At 62.6% G+C, this 4,457-nt stretch carries 8 protein-coding genes; all 8 read right to left on the reverse strand.

All coding sequences use genetic code 11. From position 1 onward, the window contains the following. Positions 1-643: hypothetical protein (locus tag Q0349_RS09005; RefSeq protein ID WP_298080533.1), on the reverse strand; the 643-nt coding region annotated here is incomplete at its 3' end. 2 nt (positions 644-645) lie between these two features. Continuing rightward, entirely contained in the window at positions 646-1,509 is an 864-nt protein-coding gene (locus Q0349_RS09010; RefSeq protein ID WP_298080534.1) for a DUF3438 family protein, read from the reverse strand. Beyond that, a complete protein-coding gene (locus Q0349_RS09015; protein WP_298080535.1) occupies positions 1,506-2,141 on the reverse strand; it encodes a DUF2895 family protein in 636 nt (211 codons plus the stop codon). The genes Q0349_RS09010 and Q0349_RS09015 overlap by 4 nt, the downstream gene beginning before the upstream one ends. 2 nt (positions 2,142-2,143) lie before the next feature. Continuing rightward, positions 2,144-2,755 carry a DUF3487 family protein gene (locus Q0349_RS09020; protein WP_298080537.1) on the reverse strand — a complete coding sequence of 204 codons (612 nt, stop codon included), beginning with the start codon at positions 2,753-2,755 and terminating at the stop codon, positions 2,144-2,146. A 10-nt stretch (positions 2,756-2,765) separates the two neighbouring features. Beyond that, the gene (locus tag Q0349_RS09025) at positions 2,766-3,185 is read right to left on the reverse strand and encodes a hypothetical protein (RefSeq protein WP_298080538.1); all 420 of its coding nucleotides are present in this window, start codon (positions 3,183-3,185) and stop codon (positions 2,766-2,768) included. A 15-nt stretch (positions 3,186-3,200) separates the two neighbouring features. Further along, positions 3,201-3,452, reverse strand: coding sequence for a hypothetical protein (locus Q0349_RS09030; RefSeq protein ID WP_298080539.1), 252 nt, complete (start codon positions 3,450-3,452; stop codon positions 3,201-3,203). Beyond that, complete coding sequence (locus Q0349_RS09035) at positions 3,449-3,817, reverse strand: RAQPRD family integrative conjugative element protein (protein ID WP_298080541.1); 369 nt, start codon at positions 3,815-3,817, stop codon at positions 3,449-3,451. The genes Q0349_RS09030 and Q0349_RS09035 overlap by 4 nt, the downstream gene beginning before the upstream one ends. Positions 3,818-3,830: 13 nt before the next feature. Continuing rightward, positions 3,831-4,457 (reverse strand): DUF4400 domain-containing protein (locus tag Q0349_RS09040; RefSeq protein WP_298080542.1); only part of this gene is annotated, 627 nt, incomplete at its 5' end.

Raw genomic sequence — 4,457 nt, forward strand, 5'->3', positions numbered from 1 at the left:
GCCGCAGGGGCTGCGGTTTGCCGTCGCCGGTCAGATTGTTCACCGCATTTTTGCCGTCTTCCAGGAGGCCGGTGAAGACGTTTTCGCGCGGGGTATCGTCGCGTTTCGTGTCCTTGTCCGTCGCCCCGGCGCGTACTTCTTCCGGCGTCTTGCCGGTGATTTTGGCAAGCTCTGCCGCGACCTGTGCCGACACGTCCGGCGGTTCGCGGTTGGCCATTTCTTCCTGGCGCGCCTGCATTTGCCCCAGCGTCTCCTGCATTTGCGCCATCTGCGCCTGCAATTCGCTGTTTTGCCGATTGAGCGCGTTATTGCGCTCGGCAAGCCCCTGCACTTCCTGGTTGAGCTTGCTGTTGGTACTCGTGGACTGCTCGCGCAGCTGCTGGCGCAGGTTGTCGATTTCCCGCTGCCGTGCCTGGTCTTTTTCCTTCGCCTCGTCCGCCTGCTGCTTGAGGCGGGCGGTGAGGGTGCGCACTTCCTGCGAGTAGCTGATGTCGTCGTCGCTGCGCTCGGCCAGCGGCGACAGGTTGTTGCTGTTGTGGTTCCAGGCGGCCATGTCCGGGCTGCTGCGGAAGTACACGCTGACGCCGGCAATGCCCAGCACGGCGAGCAGGAACAGGGTGAGGACAATCTTGGCCATGCGCATGGTTAGCGGCCTCCTGATGCCTGGTTGAAGGGAACGTCGCTGATGAAGACCCAGATGGTGGTATCGTCCTGATGACCGCGCGGTTGCAGGGTCTCGTGCAGGGTGGCGACAAAGAGAAAGCGGCCACGGATGGCGCGCGGGTCGAACATTATCGGGTCGATGCCGGTGTTACGCGCCTGCACGGCGGTGATGTATTGCCCCTGATAGTGCCAGCTGTCCAGCACCTTCAGCTGCACCTTGCCCTGCCAGACGCGCAGCAGATGTTTGCCGATGAAGCCGTTTTTGACTTTGGCCGCCGGCAGGCCGCTGATGAGCCGCGCCGGGCCGAGGTAGTGCTGCATCGCAAAGGCGGCCATGTCGGTGTAGTCGTACTGCGGGGCGTTGTCGGTCAGCGTCACCCCGCCGCCGCTGTCCATGCCTTTGCCACCCGTCAGTTCGGCGACGAGAAAATCCGGCAGCCCGGCCTGCCGCGCCGCCTGTGCCGGGCTGGCGTTCTGCGCCTGCACCACCTGGGTCATCGCCGGGGTCAGCAGGCGGTACACGGTCTCGTCATCCCTGGCGGACGGGGTGGTGTGCAGGTCAAGCAGGATGACGTCACCGGCGGCGGTGGTGGCAATGGCGCGGCTGTTGCTGATTTGCCCGGTTGCCTTCCAGAACAGCGCGCCGTTGGGTTTGAGCAGGGTTTGCAGGCGCTCGCCGACGGCGGCGGGTACGTTCAGGTCAATCACCGCTTCGGGAAATTCGATACGGATTTCGCGGTTGACGGGCAGCGCAATGGACACCGGGTCATTGCTGAGGGTGATGTCCTTGCCGCCGGCCGTGGCGGCAATCAGCAGCAGGGCGAGGGGGCGCAGGCGGGTGTTCATCGGGCAGGCTCCAGTTTGTCCTTGTCGTAGGCAATGGCGCGCGGCTCCTCCCAGTAGCAGTCAATCGCCAGCCCCCACGGGTTGTATTGGGTCGGCACGGTGTTATGCACGATTTTCAGCGGGTACTGCATCGTCTGGTTGCGGGTGGTGACGCCGCCAACGTCGTCATCGAGCTGGTATTCGAGCACGACGTGCCAGAGGTCCCGGGAAATCCGCTGCGTCTTGCCGAGGTCGGCAATGGCGTTCTCGGTCGGCAGCAGGCGGCGTGAGCGCGCCTCGTAGAGGTTGGACTGGCGCTCGTAGCGGGTTTTGAGGTCGGTGTAGCAGGCGTTGGTGAGAAAGGCGCGGTACTGGTCCAGCGCCTGCGGAAACTCGGTCATGCAGTCCTTTTTGCAGAAATTGATGGACTCCCACAGGGTGCGGGCAAAGCCGTAAACGGTCTCGTTCGGCACGTCACCGCTTTTTTGCAGGAAGGCGCGCGAGATGTCGGGCGCGGTATAAACCGGAATGGCGTCCGGGTAGGTGGCGAATTTGTAGAGCGACAGGCCAACCATGAGCAGCAAAAACCAGATGATGCGGTTCTTGAAGCGGCCTTCCTGGGCCAGTTGCTCGTCTTTGCGTCTCGGTTGCACGGTTACTCCTGGTCGGATTTTGTGAGGGTGAGGCGGGGCTCTGCCCGCATCGGGGATTCAGGCAAGGCGTCCGCTGTGGCAGGGATGTCCGTGTCTGCTGTAGCAGGCAGGGCGTTGTCGTCCGCTGTGTCAGTAACGGCGGTTTCGGTTTTTTTCCGGCTCCATGGGAAAACCATGCCCTTGCCGGATGGCGGCGTCTCCCTGCTGCCTGCGGGTGTATTGCGGCTGCGTTTTTGCGCCTGCCGGGCGGCGTCCAGCAACGGATCATTGCGATTGCGCTCGCGCTGGTAGCGCGCAGCGGGCTGGATGAATTGTGGCCGTTTGTAAATCAGCGCGTGCAGCTCGTAGAACAGTGGCCGCCCGGCACGCAGGCTGGCAATGCGGTACAGGCGGCTGCGGGTAAACAGGTAGGTGATGCCCATCATCGACAGCATCCAGATGGGCACCAGGGTTGAGCCACGGAGAAAGGCGGCAGCGATCGCGGTGAGCAGGCTCGCCGCGAGTGCGCCAATCACCATGCCCCGGCGCAAGGCGGAGAAAATCTCGCTGCGGGTACAGCCCCAGAAAACGACGGGCTCCCGCTCCAGCTCGCTCAGGATGGCGCCGGGTTTCATGGTGGCAGCCCTATTTGCTCGGCCAGTAGGAATCGAATTTGCCCACCAGCTCAAACATGTAGTAACCGACCCACAGCGCCACGCCGATACCGATCAGGATCAGCAGCAGGATGAAGAAGAAATAGCCGATATTGCCGTCGCGCAATGCCTGGCGCAGCGCGGTAAAAATACTGAGGATGGCGTCGCCGAAGACGAAAATCATGATGACGAACGGCGCGGCAACTACGATCAGTTTGATGAAGAAGCCGAACATACTGTTCAGGTTCTTGTTGTCGCCTCCGGCAATGTTGATGCCGGACAGCGGGTTGGAGGTGCCGCCACCCTGGCTTTGTTGTGCCAGTGCGGGCAGGGACAAGAGCAGCAGGATAAAGGCGGCAAACAGCAGCCAGCGCAGCGTTTGCGGGTTTTTGAGGGGTTGGATAAGGGTCATAAATACTCCTGGGGGTTATAACAAAGAGAAAAACAGCAAAATCAGGGCAATGCCGCACATGACGAACAGCAGCTGGAACCAGGTGTCCAGCCCCGGCTGCCGTTGGCCGTTGCGCATCACCATCCCCAGCGCCAGCAGGGCGCTGCAGGCAAAGAGGATGACGATCAGCGTCAGCGTGCCGAAGGAGAGCATCCCGCTCATGGAATTGCCGCCCATGCCGGTCGCGGCATTGAAGGCGGAAGCGATGTTTTGCGTACTGCCGCTCATGGCGACACCAGCGGGCGGGATTTGATGACGGCAGGCGGCGCGGCGTGCAGCTCCATCACCTCGTCTTCGAGGTAGGCGGCACAGCCGTCACGCGCGGCGGTCAGTTGCGCGAGCAGCGCGGGGTAGTTGAAGCGGATGCGGGACGAATCACCTCCATGTTTGCTTTGCAGGTTGCGGGCTACCTCAATCAGGTAGTCCAGTTCATGTACCAGCGCGTCAATGTCGCGCGCCTGGTTGTTGGCGGGCGTGCGGCGACTGCCGCGTTTTTTGCCGCTACCTGCAGCCAGCGCCGCATGGCCGCCAGAGAGGGCGGCAAGGACGGCGGCGAGCAGCAGGCGGCGGGATGTTTCGGGGGACGGATTCATAAGCGCTCCTGCATCAGACGTATTTGCGGAAGGTGAAGAAGGCGATATAGGTGGCCATGCCGAAGACCAGCGCCGACGGCAACACCACCCAGGCCGGGTTGATCGAGACCGGCACGGAGAGATAGATGATGGGCGACCATGCCAGCGGGCGGCTGATCCAGATTTTGGCGTGGTGGAAGACGGCGGCGTGTTCGATACCGCCGCCTTCCTTGCGCAGCTCGCGCTCAACCAGACCGTCAATCAGGGCGACGACGAAGACGACGATGAAGAACACCGCGCTGAGCATGATGATGAACAGGCGCACCACGGTGTTCATCGCCGAGAAAATGACGCCCTGCCAGTACGGCTGTACGGTGAGCGCGGTTTGCTTGGCGAGCGCGATGAAGGCACTGTCGCGTGGCGACGGGTGCACCTGGAAGGAGAGGTAGTCGTGGACGGCGCGGCTGATGGCGAGCGCGACCTCTGCCGGAGAGCGGCCGAGAATGGAGGTGGTGAAGTGTTCGCCGAGCCAGGCAATATCCTGCGACAGCACGGTGAGCGAGTGATCGGGACCCCACCAGCCGGCGAGCATGCCGAGCCAGTCAAGGACGGTACCGATGACGACCGAGAGAAAGAGCCAGACGACGCACTTCCAGACGAG

The organism is uncultured Cardiobacterium sp. (assembly GCF_938028185.1).
Taxonomy (GTDB): domain Bacteria; phylum Pseudomonadota; class Gammaproteobacteria; order Cardiobacteriales; family Cardiobacteriaceae; genus Cardiobacterium.

Bases quoted from the DNA above. Each gene is read 5' to 3' on its own strand.
- Q0349_RS09010 (WP_298080534.1), bottom strand. From the start codon at position 1,509: ATGAACACCCGCCTGCGCCCCCTCGCCCTGCTGCTGATTGCCGCCACG.
- Q0349_RS09020 (WP_298080537.1), bottom strand. From the start codon at position 2,755: ATGAAACCCGGCGCCATCCTGAGCGAGCTGGAGCGGGAGCCCGTCGTT.
- Q0349_RS09025 (WP_298080538.1), bottom strand. From the start codon at position 3,185: ATGACCCTTATCCAACCCCTCAAAAACCCGCAAACGCTGCGCTGGCTG.
- Q0349_RS09030 (WP_298080539.1), bottom strand. From the start codon at position 3,452: ATGAGCGGCAGTACGCAAAACATCGCTTCCGCCTTCAATGCCGCGACC.
- Q0349_RS09035 (WP_298080541.1), bottom strand. From the start codon at position 3,817: ATGAATCCGTCCCCCGAAACATCCCGCCGCCTGCTGCTCGCCGCCGTC.